Below are 17,215 nucleotides of genomic sequence, written 5' to 3' on the forward strand. Positions count from 1 at the left end.
TTTATTCCACCGGCAGGCCGCCTCTTTTCGGCCCAGACAATAAGGAATTTCCCGATGAGCATGCTCAAAGATCCGTCTTCGAAATACCGCGCGTTCCCCGTCATCAACTTGCCGGATCGCACCTGGCCGTCGAAAACCATCGACGCCGCGCCGATCTGGTGCAGCTCCGACCTGCGTGACGGTAACCAGTCGTTGATCGAGCCGATGGACGCGGTGAAGAAGCTGCGCTTCTGGAAGACCCTGGTTCAGGCGGGTGTGAAGGAAATCGAAGCCTCGTTCCCGGCCGCTTCGCAAACCGACTTCGACTTCGTGCGTACCCTGATCGAAGAAGGCCACATCCCGGACGACACCACCATCCAGGTGTTGACCCAGGGCCGTGAAGACCTGATCGAGCGCACCTTCGAATCCCTGCGCGGGGCGAAGAAAGCCATCGTTCACTTGTACAACGCCACCTCGCCGTCCTTCCGTCGCATCGTCTTCAACCAGGACAAGGACGGTATCAAGGCCATCGCCGTGAACGCCGCCAAGCTGTTCGTCAAATACGCAGCCATGCAGCCGGACACCGAGTGGACTTTCGAGTACTCGCCGGAAACCTTCAGCGCCACCGAGCTGGAATTCGCCAAGGAAGTCTGCGACGCGGTGATCGAGGTCTGGAACCCGACGCCTGAGCACAAGATGATCCTCAACCTGCCGGCCACCGTCGAATGCGCGACCCCGAACGTCTACGCCGACCAGATCGAATGGTTTGGCCGCAACATCAACCGTCGTGACAGCGTGATCATCAGCCTGCACACCCACAACGACCGTGGCACCGGCGTCGCCGCCACCGAGCTGGGCCTGATGGCCGGCGCGGATCGCGTCGAAGGCTGCCTGTTCGGCAACGGCGAGCGTACCGGTAACGTCGACCTCGTCACCGTGGCCCTGAACATGTACACCCAGGGCGTCGACCCTGAGCTGGACTTCTCCGACATCGACGGCGTGCGCAAAGTCGTCGAAGAGTGCAACCAGATTCAGGTGCACCCACGCCACCCGTACGTGGGCGATCTGGTCCACACCGCATTCTCCGGCTCGCACCAGGATGCGATCCGCAAGGGCTTCGCCCAGCAGCAACCGGACACACTGTGGGAAGTGCCGTACCTGCCGATCGACCCGGCCGACATCGGCCGCAGCTACGAGGCGGTGATTCGCGTCAACAGCCAGTCGGGCAAGGGCGGTATCGCTTACTTGCTGGAGCAGGAATACGGCATCAGCCTGCCACGTCGCATGCAGATCGAGTTCAGCCAGGTCGTGCAGCGTGAAACCGATCGCCTGGGCCTTGAGATGACCGCCAAGCAGATCCACTCGCTGTTGATCAGCGAATACCTGCAAGCCAACACCCCGTACGCACTGGTCAGCCATCGCCTGCAGGAAGAAAACGGCAACAGCGCCGTCGAAGTGGAAGTGGCGAGCAAGGGTCAGGGCGAAACCAACCTGCACTGGCGCGGCAAGGGCAACGGTGCGCTGGAAGCACTGGTGGCCGGCCTGCCGATTCCGGTGGAAATCATGGACTACAACGAACACGCCATCGGCGCGGGGACCAATGCCAAGGCAGCGGCCTACATCGAATTGCGGGTGAACGGCGAGCGTGCGGTACACGGCGTGGGCATTGATGAAAACATCACCACGGCCAGCTTCAAGGCCCTGTTCAGCGCGCTGAACCGCTCGTTGAGCCAGCCGGAAGCGAAAGCGGCTTAAGCCTTCGCTGAAATACACAAGGCCCCGGGGTGCGAACCTCGGGGCCTTTTTTTGCCTGGTGCCTTTACGCTGACTTCAGTGGCCTCTTCGTAGGCGCTGCGAAGTTTCGACTTGCCCGCGAAGAAGCCAGATCAAGCGAGAAAAATCTCAGGCGTGCACATCGACACTCAACATTGCCTGCAACAAGGTCGCCTGCAGCACTTGAATGTTGCTGGCCGTCACGGCGATCTGTGTCTGGATCTCCATTACCTGCTGAGCCTTTTGCTCCGCGCTGGCGTTGCCGCGCTCGCTGCTGGCCAACTGAGCCTGCTGCTCGGCCAACAACTTCTGCGCCTCGGCGATCTGCTTTTTCAGGGCTTCGATCGGACTGCCAGCATCGCCGACTGAAGCGATGTTGGCATCTGCGCTGTTCACGCGCAGCTCACCGTCACCATTGGCATCGGTAGCGTTCAACGGGTTGGCGGTTTGCTCTTGCGGGTCACGGATCGACACTTTTGACGGCGTAACCGGATAGGGATTGACGGCGGTGGCGCTGATGCTGGTCATTGGAAAATCCTCCTTGGCTGATCTTCCTATCGGCAAACAGCGCCAAATCTGAATGCAATTGTATGAGTTTCCATACAAACCTCAGATGAACTCGAAGGTGTCCGCGTCCAGATTCGCCGGAAAGCGCTCGCGATAAGCCGCCAGCGGCGCGGCTTCCAGTACGGCCTTGAACACACCGTCGGCCTCCCCTGCCGCCAGTAACATTTCGCCCTGGAAATCCAGGACCTGACTGTCGCCGGTGTAAGCGAAGCCCTTGCCGTCGGTGCCGACACGATTCACCGCCGCCACGTAACAGAGGTTTTCGATGGCCCGCGCCGGCAACAGGCGATTCCAGTGCAGACGCCGAGCCCCCGGCCAGTTGGCGGTGTACAGCAGCAAGTCAGTGTCCTGCGCATCACGGCTCCACACCGGGAAGCGCAGGTCGTAACAAATCAGCGGCCGTATCCGCCAGCCCTTGAGTTCGAACTGCACCTGGCGTTCGCCGGGGGTGTAGTGGTTGTGCTCGCCGGCCATGCGGAACAGGTGACGCTTGTCGTAATGCAGCACTTCACCGTCCGGCCGCGCCCACAACAAGCGGTTGCGATGGCTGCCGTCGGCCGCCTGAATGATCACGCTGCCGGTGATCACGGCATTGAACTTCGCCGCCTGCACCCGCAGCCATTTGCTGGTCGGGCCATTTTCGGCTTCGGCGAGGGTCGCGGACTCCATGGAGAAACCGGTGGTAAACATCTCCGGCAGAATGATCAGATCCGCACCGCGCGCCTGTTCCAGCAACTGCTCGAAATGCTCGAGATTGGCCTGGCGATCGTGCCACGCCAGACTGGTCTGGATCAGCGCCAGATTGAGATCGGGTAACGCACTCAGATCGCGCATAGTTTTGCCGCTGCTTCGCGCAGCGTCTCCTCGCGTTTGGCGAAGCACAGACGCACGAGGCGCCGGCCTTCGGGTGGATTCTGGTAGAACACCGACACTGGAATACTCGCCACACCGTGCTCGCGGGTCATCCACATGGCCATCTCGACGTCATTCAGGTCGGGGCGGATCTGCGAGTAATCGACCAGTTGAAAATAGGTGCCGGTGACCCGGGTAAAGCTGAAGCGCGACGGCGCCAGCAGATCGCAGAACAGATCGCGCTTGGCCTGATAGAAGCCCGGCAGTTCCTCGACGTGCTCGGGATGCTCGGCCATGTAATCGGCCAGGGCATATTGCAGCGGCGTCACACCGCAGAAACTGACGTACTGGTGCACCTTGCGCAGTTCGGCGGTCAGCGCCGGGGGAGCGACCACATAGCCAGTCTTCCAGCCGGTCACGTGGTAAGTCTTGCCGAACGAGCTGACGACGAAGGCGCGCTGATACAGCTCCTCATGGGCCAGTACGCTGACATGCGGCACGCCGTCGAACACCAGGTGTTCATAGACTTCGTCGCTGATCAGGTAGATGTCGCGCCCCCGGATCAGGGCCGCCAGTTGGTCGAGCTCGGCACGGCTGATCAGCGCGCCGCTGGGGTTGTGCGGGGTGTTGAGAACGATCATTTTCGTGCGCGGACTCAGGGCCGTGGCGAGCTTGTCGAAATCAATGGAGAAATCGTCCGGACTCAACTGCACATGCACGCAACGGCCACCTGCCAGTTCCGTCGCCGGTTCGTAGCTGTCGTAGCACGGGTCGAAGACGATGACTTCGTCGCCGCTGTGGATAACGGCCTGAATCGCACAGAAGATCGCCTGGGTCGCGCCCGGTGTGACGGTCACTTCGTGGTCGGCATCGACGTTAACCCCGTAACTGCGGGCAATCTTCGCAGCTATCTGCTGACGCAACGCCGGCAGACCGGTCATGGGTGAATACTGGTTATGGCCGCTGGCAACGTGCCGAGCCACCGCATCGCGCAGGGATTGCGGGCCGTCGAAATCAGGGAACCCCTGGGAAAGGTTGATGGCCCCGGTTTGCGCCGCGAGCTGAGACATCTGCGTGAAAATCGTGATGCCGACATTCGGCAGCTTACTGGTGATCATCGGAAGCCCCTTGCAGGTGAATTGCAAGTTTCAAGCGTCAAGCTGCAAGCTGCAAGCAAAAACCCGCGCCCACAAAAAAGGGCTTCATACGAAGCCCTCTCTGCTTTATCGCTTTTACTTGAAGCTTGCAGCTCGAAACTTGAAGCTGCTTTTTACTTCTTGTCGCGACGCTTCTTGCTGGCTTTCTTGTTGTGCGACATCAAACGACGCTTCTTGTTGACCTGACGGTCGGTCAGCGTGTTCTTGTTGCCTTCGTACGGGTTCTCGCCACCCTTGAACTCGATGCGGATCGGCGTACCGACCAGCTTCAGCACACGACGGTAGGTGTTTTCCAGATAGCGTACGTAGGACTTCGGCACTTTCTCGATCTGGTTACCGTGGATCACGATGATCGGCGGGTTAGCCCCCCCCAGGTGAGCGTAACGCAGCTTGATCCGACGGCTGTTGACCATCGGCGGCTGGTGCTCGCTGACCGCATCTTCAAGGATCTGGGTCAGGCGGCTGGTCGGCCAGCGGGTGACGGCCGACTTGAACGAGTTCTGCACCGAAGCGTAGAGGTTGCCCACGCCGGTACCGTGCAGCGCCGAGATGAAGTGGATGTCGGCGAAGTCGACGAAGAACAGGCGACGCTGCAGCTCGACCTTCACAAAGTCGCGCTCGCTCGGCGTCATGCCGTCCCACTTGTTGATCGCGATCACCAGCGCCCGACCGGCTTCAAGGGCGAAGCCCAGCAGGTTGAGGTCGTGATCGACCACGCCTTCGCGGGCGTCCATCACGAAGATCACCACGTTGGCGTCTTTGATCGCCTGCAGGGTTTTGACCACGGAGAACTTTTCGACTTCTTCGTGGATCTTGCCGCGCTTGCGCACACCGGCGGTGTCGATCAGCGTGTACTTCTCTTCATTCCGTTCGAACGGGATGTAGATACTGTCGCGGGTGGTGCCGGGCTGGTCATAGACGATCACCCGGTCTTCACCGAGCATGCGGTTGACCAGGGTCGATTTGCCCACGTTCGGACGGCCGATGATGGCGATCTTGATCCCGTCTTTTTCGCTCGGGCCAGGAATGCGCTTGGCTTCCTCGCCTTCGGCAACGATCTCTTCCTCTTCGCCTTCCTGCGGCTCGTCATCGTCACGCGGGAAATCGCTCAGAGCGGCTTCCAGCAACTGCGTGATACCACGGCCGTGAGCACCGGCGATCGGGATCGCGTGGCCCATGCCCAGCGGGGCGAACTCGGCGCGAGCCATTTCCGGGTCGATGTTGTCGACCTTGTTGGCCACCACGTGGGAACGCTTGTTACGTTTGCGCAGGTGTTCGGCGATCATCTGGTCGGCGGCGGTGAAACCAGCCTTGGCATCTACCAGGAACAGAACAACATCTGCCTCTTCGATGGCCAGCAGCGACTGCTCGGCCATTTTTTCGTCCATACCATGTTCGTCACCGGAGATACCGCCGGTGTCGATCAGAATGTAGGAACGCCCTTGCCACTTGGCCTCACCGTACTGGCGATCACGGGTCAGACCGGACAAGTCGCCGACAATGGCGTCGCGAGTCCTGGTCAGGCGGTTGAACAAGGTGGATTTGCCGACGTTCGGTCGGCCCACCAGGGCGATTACGGGAACCATGCGGCTCTCCACTTCGTTATTTCAGAAAATACAAAAGCCGCTGCGAGGCAGCGGCTGGTGCTCGGGGCAACACTGTGGGAGCGGGCTTGCTCGCGAAAAACGCTAACAGCACCGCGTTTATTCAGGCTGTACGCGTCATCGTTGACGCCCTTCGCGAGCAGGCTCGCTCCTACCAGTGAAGCTGCCTGGGGGTGTTAACCCCAAGCATAGTTCTTACTTGATGGTCAGGGCTTCCAGTTTGCCGCTGTTGCCATACACATAAATCGTGTCACCCACCACCAGCGGACGGGCACGCAGGCCGTCGCTGTCGATGCGCTCACGGCCGACGAAACGACCGTCAACCTGACTCAGCAGGTGCAGATAACCTTCCAGGTCACCTACTGCAACATAGCTGGAGAACACTTCCGGAGCCGACAGTTGACGACGAGCCAGCGAATCGTTGCTCCACAGCGCGGTGGTGGAACGCTCGTCGACGCCTTCAACGGTGCCCGAGGACAGGCTCACGTAAACGCTGCCGAAACCTTGGGCAATACCGGCATAGCTCGACGCATCGCGCTGCCAGAGTTGACGGCCGCTTTCCAGATCCAGTGCCGCCACGCGACCCTGATAGCTGGCCACGTACAGGGTGCCGCCGGACAGCAGCAGGCCGCCGTCGATGTCGACCACGCGCTCCAGTTCCGAACGACCCTGTGGAATCGCGATCCGTTGTTCCCAGACCGGCACGCCGTTGGAAATGTCCAGCGCGACCACTTTACCGGTGGACAGACCTGCCACCGCGAGGCGGTTGGTCACCAGCGGTGCACTGGTGCCACGCAGGGTCAGCACGGCCGGGGTGCTGTCATACACCCAGCGTTGCGTACCGGTGGCAGCATCCAGACCGATCAGACGATCGTCCTGGGTCTGCACCACTACGACGTCACCGTTGTTGGCCGGCGGTGCGAGGACTTCACTGGTCACGCGCGCGCGCCACTTCTCTTCACCGTTGATGGCGTCCAGCGCGATGACTTCGCCACGCAGCGTACCGATCAGCACCAGACCGTAGCCAACGCCGACAGCGCCGGAGACAGGCAGATCAAGATCCTGCTTCCATTTCACGTCGCCATTGCCGCGATCCATGGCCATCACCACGCCGGTTACATCGGCGGCGTAGATGGTGTCACCGTCGATCGCCGGCACCAGCATGTTGTAGGTTTCGCCCTGACCGTCACCGATCGAACGACTCCACTGCTTGTGCAGAACCACTTCTTCTTTGAAGTCGGTCAGCTCGGCCGGTGGCAATTCTTTTTTACTGTTGCTGCTGCAACCCGCGGCCAACAAGGCCAGAGCCAGCAATGCTGCATGCTTCCAACGGATCACGTCACGCATCCCCTTTGGCCAGGTCGTCGAGCTTGATTTGAAGGCCACCGACCGCCGCTTCATCCGACAGTGCAGCCTTGGCTTTTTGATACGCCTTGTTCGCGTCATCGGTACGGCCCAGCTGCACCAGCAGGTCGCCCTTGAGTTCTTCGCGAGTGGCCAGGAACGCTTTGTCGGCGTCGCCGTCGAGCAGTTTCAGGGCGTCTTCGGCCTTGTTCTGCGCGCCGAACACCTGCGCCAGACGCTGACGGGCGATTTCGCCCAGCGCCGGGTTGGCCGGTTTGTCGACAATGGCTTTGAGCTCGGTCGCCGCGTCGTCCAGCTTGCCGCTGTCGACCGCCACTTTTGCCACGAACAGGCTGCCGTACTGCGCGTACGCGGTGCCGCCGAATTCGCTGTTGAGCTTGCCGGCCAGATCCGCAACGCGGGCCGCATCAGGCTTGCCGTCAGGCGTCAGCGTGGTTTCCAGCAGTTGCTGATAAAGCACCGAGGCGCCTTGCGACTGGTTGCTCTGATACTTGTGATAAGCCTGCCAGCCGAACACGATAACCAGTGCCAACAGGCCGCCGGTGACCAGAGGTTTGCCGTTGCGTGTCCACCAGTCCTTCAAATCCGCCAACTGTTCGTCTTCGGTACTCGACACCCCAATACTCCTTAATCGCTAAATCGGCTGTTTAGACAGCTTCAACCCTGCACGACGCAGGTGGCCAGGTGAGCGGCGAGCGCATCCCAGGCAATGCTTTGTTGTTCGCCCTGGCCACGCAGGGGTTTGAAACCTACCACTTGCTGGGCCATTTCGTCGTCACCCAGGATCAGTGCGTACAGCGCACCGCTCTTGTCGGCTTTCTTGAACTGGCTTTTGAAGCTGCCGGCGCCGGCATTGACTTGCAGACGCAGGTTTGGAAGTTGATCGCGGACACGCTCGGCCAGGGCCAGGCCGGCCAGTTCGGCTTGCTCACCGAAGGCGCAGAGGTAGACGTCGACCTGACGGGAGATTTCTTCCGGGATCTGCTCGAGGGTTTCCAGCATCAGCACCAGACGTTCGATACCCATGGCGAAACCCACGCCGGTAGTCGGCTTGCCGCCCATTTGCTCGACCAGACCGTCGTAACGACCGCCCGCGCAGACAGTGCCCTGGGCGCCGAGCTTGTCGGTGACCCATTCGAATACGGTTTTGCTGTAGTAGTCGAGGCCGCGTACCAGCTTCGGGTTGAGCACGTACGGAATGCCGACGGCATCCAGACGCGCCTTCAGGCCTTCGAAGTGGGCACGGGATTCGTCATCCAGGTAGTCCGCCATCTTCGGCGCACCGACCAGCACCGCTTGAGTGTCGGCATTTTTGGTGTCGAGCACGCGCAGCGGATTGGTTTTCAGGCGACGCTGGCTGTCTTCGTCGAGCTTGTCGTGGTGCGCCGAGAGGTACTCGACCAGCGCTTCACGGTAACGACCACGGGACTCGCTGGTGCCCAGACTGTTGAGTTCGAGCTTGACCGCATCACGGATGCCCAGCTCGCCCCACAGGCGCCAGGTCATGATGATCAGCTCGGCGTCGATGTCCGGACCGTCGAGGTTGAACACCTCCAGACCGATCTGGTGGAACTGGCGATAGCGGCCTTTCTGCGGACGCTCGTGGCGGAACATCGGGCCGATGTACCAGAGTTTCTGCACCTGGCCACCGCCGGTGATGCCGTGTTCGAGCACCGCACGCACGCACGCCGCGGTACCTTCCGGACGCAGGGTCAGGGAGTCGCCGTTGCGGTCTTCGAAGGTGTACATCTCTTTTTCGACGATGTCGGTCACTTCACCGATCGAGCGCTTGAACAGCTCGGTGAATTCGACGATCGGCATGCGAATCTGCTTGTAACCGTAGTTATCCAGCAAACGCGCAACGGTGCCCTCGAAATAACGCCACAGCGGGGTTTGTTCGGGCAGGATGTCGTTCATGCCACGTATGGCTTGCAAAGACTTGCTCACTTTAAATCCTTAAATTCGTTCGGCGCTTCAGTCAGGCTCAGCCGCGCGCGATAACCGCTGCGTCAGCTTCGACCTTCTCGGCCGCTTTCTCGCGGATCAGCTTTTCCAGCTCGTCCACCAGATTGTCATTCGTCAGTTTCTGCGACGGCTTGCCGTCGATGTAAATCAGGTTTGGCGTACCGCCGGTCAAGCCGATATGGGCTTCCTTGGCTTCGCCGGGGCCGTTGACCACACAACCGATCACCGCGACATCCAGCGGCACCAGCAGGTCTTCAAGACGCCCTTCCAGCTCGTTCATGGTCTTGACCACATCGAAGTTCTGCCGCGAGCAGCTCGGGCAGGCGATGAAGTTGATGCCACGGGAACGCAGATGCAAAGACTTGAGAATGTCGTAACCGACCTTCACTTCCTCGACCGGGTCGGCCGCCAGCGAGATGCGGATAGTATCGCCAATCCCCTCGGCGAGCAGCATACCTAGGCCCACGGCGGATTTCACTGTGCCCGAACGCAATCCACCGGCTTCGGTAATGCCCAGGTGCAGCGGCTGGACGATTTCCTTGGCCAGCAAGCGGTAGGCTTCGACGGCCATGAACACGTCAGAGGCCTTCACGCTGACCTTGAAGTCCTGGAAATTCAGGCGTTCGAGGTGCTCGACGTGACGCAGGGCGGATTCGACCAGGGCGGCCGGGGTCGGCTCGCCGTATTTCTTTTGCAGGTCTTTTTCCAGGGAACCGGCGTTGACGCCGATGCGGATCGGAATACCGCGATCACGGGCAGCATCGACCACGGCGCGCACGCGGTCTTCACGACCGATGTTGCCCGGGTTGATACGCAGGCAGTCCACACCCAGTTCGGCGACGCGCAAGGCAATCTTGTAGTCGAAGTGGATGTCGGCAACCAGCGGCACCTTGACCAGTTGCTTGATCTTGCCGAACGCCTCGGCGGCGTCCATGTCCGGTACCGAAACGCGGACGATGTCGACGCCGGCCGCTTCCAGACGATTGATCTGGGCAACGGTGGCAGCCACATCATTGGTGTCGCTGTTGGTCATGCTCTGCACAGCGATAGGCGCATCGCCGCCAACAGGTACGTTACCGACCCAGATCTTGCGCGAAACGCGACGTTTGATTGGAGATTCGCCGTGCATGACTTATTGACCCAACTTCAGGCGAGCAGTCTCGCCACTGGTGAACGGAGCGACATCGACCGGCTGGCCGTTGTAGCTGACCTGTGCGGCGCGGGCAACACCCAGGCGCACACTGAGCGGCGGTTTACCGCTGACAGCCACGCTGTCGCCTTTATGCTTCAGGCCGCTGAACAGCACTTTGCCACGGCCATCGGTGACTTGTGCCCAGCAATCGCCGGTGAATTGCAACTGAACCTGACCATCGCCGGCCGCCGGAGCCGCCACTTCTGCGGTCGGCGCAGGCGCCACCGGTGCAGTGACGGTTGGCGCAGACGTGGTCGGAACAGCAGGTGCCGGAGTCGCCGCAGGGGCAACGACCGGCGCCGGGGTATGAACCGGTGCGGTTGGCGCTACCGCCGGCGCAGTTGGTGCCGTCGCCGGAGCAACAGGCTCGGCACCGGTCGATTCTGCGGTGGTTTCGGAGGGTGGCAAGGCCAGGGAAGTCGAGCTTTCGGCCTGGTTTTGCGCGACAGCCTGGTCTTCCGGCTCGTCGATCGGATGAATCTGGGTAGTGCCGTCGGCGCCTTCGACTTCGACGTGCTCCGGGGCCAGGGTGGTCAAATCCTTGATCCGCTGCGATGTCTGATCCTGCCACCAGACGAAACCGCCGCCGATGACCGCGATCAGCAACAACAGGCTGACGATACGCAAGATCGTGTGGGAGACCCGCACTGGCTCTTCGATACGGCCCAGGGCGTGGACGTTGCTGCCCTGGGAGTCGGTACCGGTGGACTGGTCGAATTGCTGAACCAGAACGGTCTGGTCCATGCCGAGCAATTTGGCATAGGCGCGAATGTAACCGCGAGCAAAGGTATGCCCCGGCAGCTTGTCGAAAGCGCCGGCTTCAAGATTGCTCAGGGAAGTCACGGTGAGGTTGAGCTTGAGGGCCACTTCGGCCAGCGACCAGCCATTGCTTTCGCGGGCCTGGCGCAGAGTCTCACCGGGGTTAACGCGATTCGCTGCTACAACTTCGGGATGCGCCGCTTTCATCATTGCTCCGACAGGTATTGCTGATATTCCGGCGTACCGGGATAGAGTCGTTTTAATTGCAGGCCGTAACTGGCGGCCTTGTCGCGATCTTCAAACACTTTTGCCAGCCGAACGCCGAGCAATAGACTACGTGCATTTTGCTCGGTTAGCAGGCTGAAACGGTCGTAATAGTCACGCGCGGGCACATAATGCCTGTCTTCGAAGGACAACTCAGCCATTTCCAGCAAGGCACGCGGTTGTTGACGATTCAGACGCAGAGCCTTTTCCAGCTGCTGCTGCGCCAGATCGCGCTGACCGAGCTTCGCCGCCGTCATGCCGAGGTTCTCGAACACTCGCGAACGCTCAGGATACAGGGTATCGGCGGCCGCCTGTTCAAAACGCTCGTAGGCTTCCTTGTAACGCTGTTCTTCGTAGAGAAAACTGCCGTAGTTGTTGAGGGTGCGCGCATCGGCGGGTCGGGAGGACAGGGCTTTGCGAAAGTGCTCGTCAGCCAGTTTCGGCTCCATTTCGGCCTGAAACACCAGCCCGAGGGCGGCATTGGCGTCAGGGTCGGAATCGTCAAGCTCCAGCGCCTTTTTCAGCGGCACCTTGGCCCGCTCGGTCATGCCCTGCTGCAAGTACCCCAGGCCCAACTGCACGTAGGCAGCCCGCGCTTCATCGCGGCCCTTGCTGGTCTTCATCGGGTTGTAGTCACCCGACAGGACACAACCAGCACACAGGCTGGCTATCAGCAACAGCAGCGCAAAGCGCAGGGACATAGAGATCCTCTCTTAGTTAGTGTTCGCGGCGTTCTGTGCCAGATCGCTGTCGGCGCTCAACTCACGCACGGCGATGTAACGTTCGCTGCGACGGGTGCGATCCAGCACCTGCCCTACCAATTGACCACACGCGGCGTCGATGTCTTCACCACGGGTGGTGCGGACGGTGACGTTGTAACCGGCCTGATGCAGTTGATCCTGGAACCGGCGGATAGCGTTGTTGCTCGGCCGCTCGTACCCGGAGTGCGGGAACGGGTTGAACGGGATCAGGTTGATCTTGCACGGAATGTCTTTCAGCAACTCGATCATTTCCACGGCGTGCTCAAGTTTGTCATTGACGTCCTTGAGCAAGGTGTACTCGATGGTCAGCACACGCTTCTCGCCGAGGGCGGACATGTAGCGCTGGCACGACTCGAGCAGCATCTTAAGCGGATACTTCTTGTTGATCGGCACCAATTGGTTACGTAATGCGTCATTCGGTGCGTGCAGGGACAACGCCAGGGAGACGTCGATGTGCTTGGCCAGCTCATCGATCATCGGCACCACACCCGACGTGGACAGGGTCACGCGGCGCTTGGAGATCCCGTAGCCGAGGTCATCCATCATCAGATGCATGGCGGCCACGACGTTGTCGAAGTTCAGCAGCGGTTCGCCCATGCCCATCATCACCACGTTGGTGATGGCGCGGTCGATGGTAGCCGGAACACTGCCGAAAGATTTGTTGGCAATCCACACCTGACCGATGACTTCGGCGGCAGTGAGGTTGCTGTTGAAGCCTTGCTTGCCGGTGGAGCAGAAACTGCAGTCCAGGGCACAGCCTGCCTGGGACGAAACGCACAGCGTGCCGCGTTTGCCCTGGGGAATGTACACGGTCTCGACACAGCTGCCGGACGCCACGCGCACCACCCACTTACGGGTGCCGTCGCTGGAAATGTCCTCGCTGACCACTTCGGGACCACGAACCTCGGCAATAGCCTTGAGCTTGTCGCGCAGGGCCTTGCTGACGTTCGTCATGGCGTCGAAATCATCGACGCCAAAGTGGTGAATCCATTTCATTACCTGACCGGCACGGAAACGCTTCTCCCCGATTGAGTCGAAGAATTTTTCCATTTCCGGCTGGGTCAGACCCAGCAGGTTTGTTTTAACAGTCGATGTAGTCATGGATTCACCTTCACTCTCAAGCCAATGCTTAGCGAGTGGTTACTTCAGTAGCTGCGAAGAAGTACGAGATTTCGCGAGCAGCAGCGGCTTCGGAGTCCGAACCGTGAACGGCGTTGGCGTCGATCGACTCAGCGAAGTCAGCACGGATGGTGCCGGCAGCAGCTTCTTTAGGGTTGGTAGCGCCCATCAGCTCACGGTTGCGAGCGATAGCGTTTTCGCCTTCCAGAACCTGAACAACAACCGGACCGGAGATCATGAAAGCAACCAGGTCACCGAAGAAACCACGCTCTTTGTGCTCAGCGTAGAAGCCTTCAGCTTCGGCTTTGGACAGCTGCTTCATTTTCGAAGCAACAACTTTCAGACCAGCCTTTTCGAAGCGGGTAACGATTTCGCCGGCAGCGCCTTTAGCAACGGCGTCAGGCTTGATGATGGAGAAAGTACGTTGAACAGCCATGGTGTAACTCCAGAAACGGTAATTTGCGAAAAATTAAACCCGCGAATTATACGCGGGTTCTTGGGTATTGCCTAACCTGCGAGGACGATCAGTCGACTTCTTCGATCCAGAGCGCCTGAACCGCTTCCAACACTTTCTCGCCGACACGGCCAGAGGTGTTGTCGAAGTCAGGCAGTTCCATGATCCATCGCTGCAGGTCGACGAAATTGACAGAAAGCGGATCTACATCCGGTTTGGCTTCGGCCAATTCTTCTGCAATGCGTTGAACATCATTCCAACCGTAGCTCATGACAGTCTTACCAGTCAGTGCGGCGCTTCAGCCGCATGGTTAAGCGAATATTTCGGGATTTCGACGGTGATGTCTTCTTCACCAACGATAGCCTGACAGGCCAGACGCGACTGCGCTTCAAGACCCCAGGCGCGATCGAGAAAGTCTTCTTCCAACTCGTCCGCCTCTTCCAGCGAGTCGAAACCCTCGCGGATGATGCAGTGGCACGTGGTGCAAGCGCAGACGCCGCCACAGGCACTTTCCATCTCGATATGGTGTTCGTGGGCCAGTTCAAGAATAGATGTGCCGGGCGCAGCCTCGACCACCATGCCCTCAGGGCAAAACTTCTCGTGTGGCAGAAAAATGACCTGCGGCATCAGATATCCTCGATTTCATTCAGATTGCGCCCCGACAGAGCGGCTTTCACCGTCAGATCCATGCGGCGGGCAGCAAAAGCATCGGTCACTTGCGACAGACGCTTGGTCTGCTGCTCGATGGCGTAACCATCGGTGCCTTTCATCAGTTCAATGAGTTCCTGCACCTGCAGGTCGATGACCATGCGCTCTTCGGCGTCGAGCAAACGCTCGCCATCGGCCTCCAGAGCGCCCTGCACCGCTTCGATCAGGCGCTGGGCATCGACTTGCTGCTCACGCAGAACACGGGCGACCTTGTCGTCGTTGGCGTGCTGGAACGAGTCCTTGAGCATCTTGGCGATTTCGCCGTCGGTCAGTCCGTACGACGGCTTGACCTGAATACTCGCCTCAACGCCCGAACCCAGTTCACGGGCGGACACGCTGAGCAGACCGTCGGCATCGACCTGGAAGGTCACGCGAATCTTCGCCGCCCCGGCCACCATTGCTGGAATGCCGCGCAGTTCGAAGCGTGCCAGGGAGCGGCAGTCGCTGATCAGCTCGCGCTCGCCCTGCAACACGTGGATCGCCATGGCCGACTGGCCATCTTTATAAGTGGTGAAGTCCTGAGCGCGAGCGACCGGGATGGTGGTGTTGCGCGGAATCACCTTCTCCATCAGCCCGCCCATGGTTTCCAGCCCCAGGGACAGCGGAATCACGTCGAGCAGCAGCAGTTCGCCGCCATCACGCTTGTTGCCAGCCAGCGTATCCGCCTGGATCGCGGCCCCGATGGCCACCACTTGATCCGGGTCGATTTCCGTCAATGGCTGACGACCGAAAGCTTCGGCGACCGCTTCACGCACACGCGGCACACGGGTCGAACCGCCGACCATGACCACGGCGTGTACGTCTTCCAGTTCGATACCGGAATCGCGCACTGCACGACGGCAGGCTTTCAGGCTGCGGGCAACCATCGGTTCGATCAGCGCATCGAAGGCTTCGCGGGTCAACTGTGCTTTCCAGTCACCGTAGGCGACTTCAACGCTGGCGGCATCGGTCAGGGCTTCTTTGGCCGCGCAGGCGGTTTGCAGCAAATTGCGTTGTGCGCCTGGATCGAGATCGGCGGACAGGCCGGCGCTCTCGATGATCCAGCCGGCAATCGCGTGGTCGAAGTCATCGCCACCCAGGGCGCTGTCGCCGCCGGTGGCCAGCACTTCGAAAACACCGCCAGTCAGGCGCAAAATCGAAATATCGAAGGTGCCGCCGCCCAGGTCATAGATAGCAACCAGGCCTTCGGCATGTTGATCCAGACCATAAGCCACAGCGGCTGCGGTCGGCTCGTTGAGCAGACGCAGCACGTTCAGACCGGCGAGTTTTGCCGCATCCTTGGTGGCTTGACGTTGCGCATCGTCGAAATACGCCGGAACGGTGATCACCGCGCCAACCAGCTCGCCACCCAAAGTCGCTTCAGCACGCTGACGCAGGACCTTGAGGATATCGGCAGAAACTTCGACCGGGCTTTTCGGGCCCTGCACGGTGTCGATGAACGGCATGTGCGATTCGCCGCCGACAAAGCGGTACGGCAGTTGCTCGCCCAATTGTTTGACGTCGGACAGACCGCGCCCCATCAGGCGCTTGACCGACAGCACAGTGTTCAAGGGATCGGAGGACGCGGCCAGCTTGGCCGATTCGCCAACCTCGACGCGATCGGCGTGATAACGCACGGCGGACGGCAGGATGACCTGCCCGTCAGCGTCGGCCAGTGGCTCGGAAAGACCACTGCGCAACGCAGCGACCAGCGAATTGGTAGTGCCCAAGTCGATCCCCACAGCCAGACGACGCTGGTGCGGTTGAGGACTTTGGCCGGGTTCGGCGATCTGCAGTAGGGCCATCGTGATCAGGACTTATCTGTATATCAGGCGTGCGACCGGAGCGGCACTGGGTTAATCGTCGAGGCGCTCTTCTAACTGGCGCACTTCGTAGGTGAGCTTGTCGAGGAACTGCATGCGTCGCATCAGGCGCTCGGCCTGTTCGCGTTGCGCTGCATCATCCCAACAGGCTGCGAAGCTTTCGTTCAACTGTTCCTGAGCGACTTTCAGGCGCCGCTTGAACACAGCAACACCGTCAAGATCGGCGCTGTCCTGGAGGTCTTCGAGCTCTTCGCGCCATTGCATCTGCTGCAAAAGAAACTCGGGGTCGTGAACCGTGACCTCCATCGGCACTTCATGCCCACTGATGGTCAGCAGGTAGCGAGCGCGCTGGGCCGGACTCTTGAGCGTCTGATAGGCGTCGTTGAGCCGTGCAGACTGCTCGAGCGCCGAGCGCTGCTCGCGCTCGGAAGCGTCGGCAAAGCGGTCAGGATGAACGCCGCGCGCCAACTCACGATAGCGCGTGGCCAACTGCTCGAGATCCAGGCGGAAGCTCGGTTGCAGCTCGAATAAAGCGAAATGACAAGGAATACCCACGACAAGCCTCAGATGTTGAAGCTTTCGCCGCAGCCACATTCACCGCGTACGTTGGGGTTGTTGAACTTGAAGCCTTCGTTCAACCCTTCCTTGACGAAATCGAGCTCGGTGCCGTCCAGGTAAGCCAGGCTTTTCGGGTCGATGATCACTTTTTCGCCGTGACTCTCGAACACCTGATCCTCGGCAACCACCTCGTCGACAAACTCCAGCACGTAGGCAAGGCCGGAACAGCCTGTGGTGCGAACACCCAGACGAATCCCTTCACCTTTGCCGCGCCCGTCGAGGGAGCGTCGCACGTGTCGAGCAGCCGCTTCTGTCATGCTGATAGCCATCGTTGAC

At 60.2% G+C, this 17,215-nt stretch carries 18 protein-coding genes; 1 reads left to right on the forward strand and 17 read right to left on the reverse strand.

Going from position 1 to position 17,215, the window contains the following annotated elements:
- Window positions 1-54: 54 nt before the first annotated feature.
- Complete coding sequence (gene leuA, locus ACXX9E_RS28275) at window positions 55-1,734, forward strand: 2-isopropylmalate synthase (RefSeq protein ID WP_458556556.1); 1,680 nt, start codon at window positions 55-57, stop codon at window positions 1,732-1,734.
- Window positions 1,735-1,881: 147 nt separating this feature from the next.
- Here leuA and ACXX9E_RS28280 read toward each other — a convergent pair whose 3' ends face one another.
- The 17 genes from ACXX9E_RS28280 to iscA all read right to left on the reverse strand — a co-directional run bounded on the left by ACXX9E_RS28280 (window position 1,882) and on the right by iscA (window position 17,208).
- A complete protein-coding gene (locus ACXX9E_RS28280) occupies window positions 1,882-2,280 on the reverse strand; it encodes a hypothetical protein (protein ID WP_123466048.1) in 399 nt (132 codons plus the stop codon).
- A gap of 81 nt (window positions 2,281-2,361) precedes the next feature.
- The gene (locus tag ACXX9E_RS28285; RefSeq protein WP_128616295.1) at window positions 2,362-3,153 is read right to left on the reverse strand and encodes an amidohydrolase; all 792 of its coding nucleotides are present in this window, start codon (window positions 3,151-3,153) and stop codon (window positions 2,362-2,364) included.
- Window positions 3,141-4,289 carry a pyridoxal phosphate-dependent aminotransferase gene (locus ACXX9E_RS28290; RefSeq protein WP_186748228.1) on the reverse strand — a complete coding sequence of 383 codons (1,149 nt, stop codon included), beginning with the start codon at window positions 4,287-4,289 and terminating at the stop codon, window positions 3,141-3,143. The genes ACXX9E_RS28285 and ACXX9E_RS28290 overlap by 13 nt, the downstream gene beginning before the upstream one ends.
- 152 nt (window positions 4,290-4,441) lie before the next feature.
- Window positions 4,442-5,914 (reverse strand): ribosome biogenesis GTPase Der, encoded by a 1,473-nt coding sequence (gene der / locus ACXX9E_RS28295; RefSeq protein WP_123466043.1) that lies wholly within the window; start codon window positions 5,912-5,914, stop codon window positions 4,442-4,444.
- Between the two features lie 213 nt (window positions 5,915-6,127).
- A complete protein-coding gene (gene bamB, locus ACXX9E_RS28300; protein WP_267798638.1) occupies window positions 6,128-7,279 on the reverse strand; it encodes an outer membrane protein assembly factor BamB in 1,152 nt (383 codons plus the stop codon).
- Complete coding sequence (locus tag ACXX9E_RS28305) at window positions 7,272-7,913, reverse strand: YfgM family protein (RefSeq protein WP_123466039.1); 642 nt, start codon at window positions 7,911-7,913, stop codon at window positions 7,272-7,274. Before ACXX9E_RS28305 ends, bamB begins: the two co-directional genes overlap by 8 nt.
- 41 nt (window positions 7,914-7,954) lie before the next feature.
- Window positions 7,955-9,244, reverse strand: a complete 1,290-nt coding sequence (hisS, locus tag ACXX9E_RS28310) for a histidine--tRNA ligase (protein WP_123466037.1) — start codon at window positions 9,242-9,244, stop codon at window positions 7,955-7,957.
- Window positions 9,245-9,281: 37 nt separating this feature from the next.
- On the reverse strand, window positions 9,282-10,391 hold the full coding sequence (ispG, locus tag ACXX9E_RS28315; protein ID WP_025109215.1) for a flavodoxin-dependent (E)-4-hydroxy-3-methylbut-2-enyl-diphosphate synthase: 1,110 nt from the start codon (window positions 10,389-10,391) through the stop codon (window positions 9,282-9,284).
- A 3-nt stretch (window positions 10,392-10,394) separates the two neighbouring features.
- Complete coding sequence (locus ACXX9E_RS28320) at window positions 10,395-11,420, reverse strand: RodZ domain-containing protein (RefSeq protein WP_458556557.1); 1,026 nt, start codon at window positions 11,418-11,420, stop codon at window positions 10,395-10,397.
- On the reverse strand, window positions 11,420-12,178 hold the full coding sequence (pilW, locus tag ACXX9E_RS28325) for a type IV pilus biogenesis/stability protein PilW (RefSeq protein WP_123466033.1): 759 nt from the start codon (window positions 12,176-12,178) through the stop codon (window positions 11,420-11,422). Before pilW ends, ACXX9E_RS28320 begins: the two co-directional genes overlap by 1 nt.
- A gap of 12 nt (window positions 12,179-12,190) precedes the next feature.
- The gene (gene rlmN, locus ACXX9E_RS28330) at window positions 12,191-13,339 is read right to left on the reverse strand and encodes a dual-specificity RNA methyltransferase RlmN (RefSeq protein ID WP_123466031.1); all 1,149 of its coding nucleotides are present in this window, start codon (window positions 13,337-13,339) and stop codon (window positions 12,191-12,193) included.
- Between the two features lie 28 nt (window positions 13,340-13,367).
- On the reverse strand, window positions 13,368-13,793 hold the full coding sequence (gene ndk / locus ACXX9E_RS28335) for a nucleoside-diphosphate kinase (protein WP_003227894.1): 426 nt from the start codon (window positions 13,791-13,793) through the stop codon (window positions 13,368-13,370).
- 88 nt (window positions 13,794-13,881) lie between these two features.
- The gene (iscX, locus tag ACXX9E_RS28340; RefSeq protein WP_027619659.1) at window positions 13,882-14,082 is read right to left on the reverse strand and encodes a Fe-S cluster assembly protein IscX; all 201 of its coding nucleotides are present in this window, start codon (window positions 14,080-14,082) and stop codon (window positions 13,882-13,884) included.
- A 14-nt stretch (window positions 14,083-14,096) separates the two neighbouring features.
- Complete coding sequence (fdx, locus tag ACXX9E_RS28345; protein ID WP_025109219.1) at window positions 14,097-14,438, reverse strand: ISC system 2Fe-2S type ferredoxin; 342 nt, start codon at window positions 14,436-14,438, stop codon at window positions 14,097-14,099.
- On the reverse strand, window positions 14,438-16,303 hold the full coding sequence (gene hscA / locus ACXX9E_RS28350) for a Fe-S protein assembly chaperone HscA (protein WP_123466027.1): 1,866 nt from the start codon (window positions 16,301-16,303) through the stop codon (window positions 14,438-14,440). The genes fdx and hscA overlap by 1 nt, the downstream gene beginning before the upstream one ends.
- Window positions 16,304-16,354: 51 nt before the next feature.
- Complete coding sequence (hscB, locus tag ACXX9E_RS28355; protein ID WP_003227901.1) at window positions 16,355-16,876, reverse strand: co-chaperone HscB; 522 nt, start codon at window positions 16,874-16,876, stop codon at window positions 16,355-16,357.
- Between the two features lie 8 nt (window positions 16,877-16,884).
- Complete coding sequence (gene iscA / locus ACXX9E_RS28360; protein ID WP_003227904.1) at window positions 16,885-17,208, reverse strand: iron-sulfur cluster assembly protein IscA; 324 nt, start codon at window positions 17,206-17,208, stop codon at window positions 16,885-16,887.
- Window positions 17,209-17,215: the final 7 nt, after the last annotated feature.

This window comes from Pseudomonas sp. GNP014, assembly GCF_054344005.1.